Below are 1,310 nucleotides of genomic sequence, written 5' to 3'. Positions count from 1 at the left end.
TCCATTTCGAGTTCGATGAGGCGATTGAGCTCGACGGCGTATTCGATGGGCAGTTCTTCGGTGATCGGCTCGATGAAGCCCGAGACGATCATCTGTTTTGCGTCGTCGTCGTCTAATCCACGCGATTGGAGGTAGAAGACGTCCTCGTCGCCGATCTTCCCCACGGTCGCCTCGTGGGCGACGTCGACCTTCGATTCGTTGATCTCCATGTACGGCATCGTGTCCGACACGGATTCGTTGTCGAACATCAGCGCGTCACACTCCACCGACGTCGACGAATCGTACGCCCCGTCCGAGATATGCACGAGCCCACGATAATTCGTCCGTCCTCCATCCTTGCTGATGGATTTCGATTCGATCGTCGAGTTCGTGTCGGGCGCGTTGTGATACACTTTCGCGCCCGTGTCGATGTTCTGTCCCTCGCCCGCGAAGGCGATGCTGATGTGGTTCGCGCTGGCGCCGCGACCTTTCAGGATCGTACACGGATAGAGCATCGTGGCCTTCGAGCCCATACTGCCCGAGACCCACTCCATGCGCCCGCCTTTCTCGGCGATCGCGCGCTTGGTGTTCAGGTTGAAGGTGTTTTTCGACCAGTTTTGCACGGTCGAGTACTGGACGTGGGCGTCCTCGCCGACGAAGACCTCGACACCACCCGAATGCAGGTTATGGGTGCCGTACTTGGGTGCTGAACACCCTTCGATGTAGTGGACCTCACTTCCTTTTTCGGCGACGATGAGGGTGTGCTCGAACTGGCCCATTCCTTCGGAGTTCATGCGGAAGTAGGCCTGGACGGGCATTTCGACGGTGACGTCCTCGGGAATGTAGACGAAGGAGCCACCGGACCAGACGGCGCCGTGAAGCGCGGCGAACTTGTTGTCTGAGGGTGGGACACACCGAGTCATGAAGTGTTCTTTCACGATTTCGGGGTGGTCCTGGACGGCCTGGTCCATGTTCATGAAGACGACGCCCTTTTCCTGCCACTGTTCTTGCATGTTCTGGTAGACGACCTCGGACTCGTACTGGGCACCCACGCCGGAGAGCGATTCGCGCTCTGCTTCGGGAATGCCGAGTTTTTCGAAGGTGTCCTTGATGTCCTCGGGAACGTCCTCCCAGGAGTCGACGCTGCCCCGTGCCTCGACGTCGGGGCGGATGTAGGGAATGATCTCCTCGACGTCGAGTTGGGTGAGGTCGGGTTGGCCGGGCCAGTCGGTTGGGAGGGGCATGTTCTGGTAGTGCTCGAGGGCGCGCAGTCGGCGGTCGAGCATCCAGTCGGGTTCGTCTTTGTCGTCGCTGATGAGGCGGACGACCTC

Annotated in this window: 1 protein-coding gene; it reads right to left on the bottom strand. The window is 59.6% G+C overall.

From position 1 onward, the window contains the following. Positions 1-1,310 (bottom strand): Fe-S cluster assembly protein SufB (gene sufB / locus EAO80_RS11100; RefSeq protein ID WP_122089958.1); only part of this gene is annotated, 1,310 nt, incomplete at both ends.

The organism is Halalkalicoccus subterraneus (assembly GCF_003697815.1).
GTDB lineage: Archaea > Halobacteriota > Halobacteria > Halobacteriales > Halalkalicoccaceae > Halalkalicoccus > Halalkalicoccus subterraneus.
Note: the sequence above shows the minus strand (reverse complement) of the source record. Positions and strands in the feature narration are given on the sequence as shown.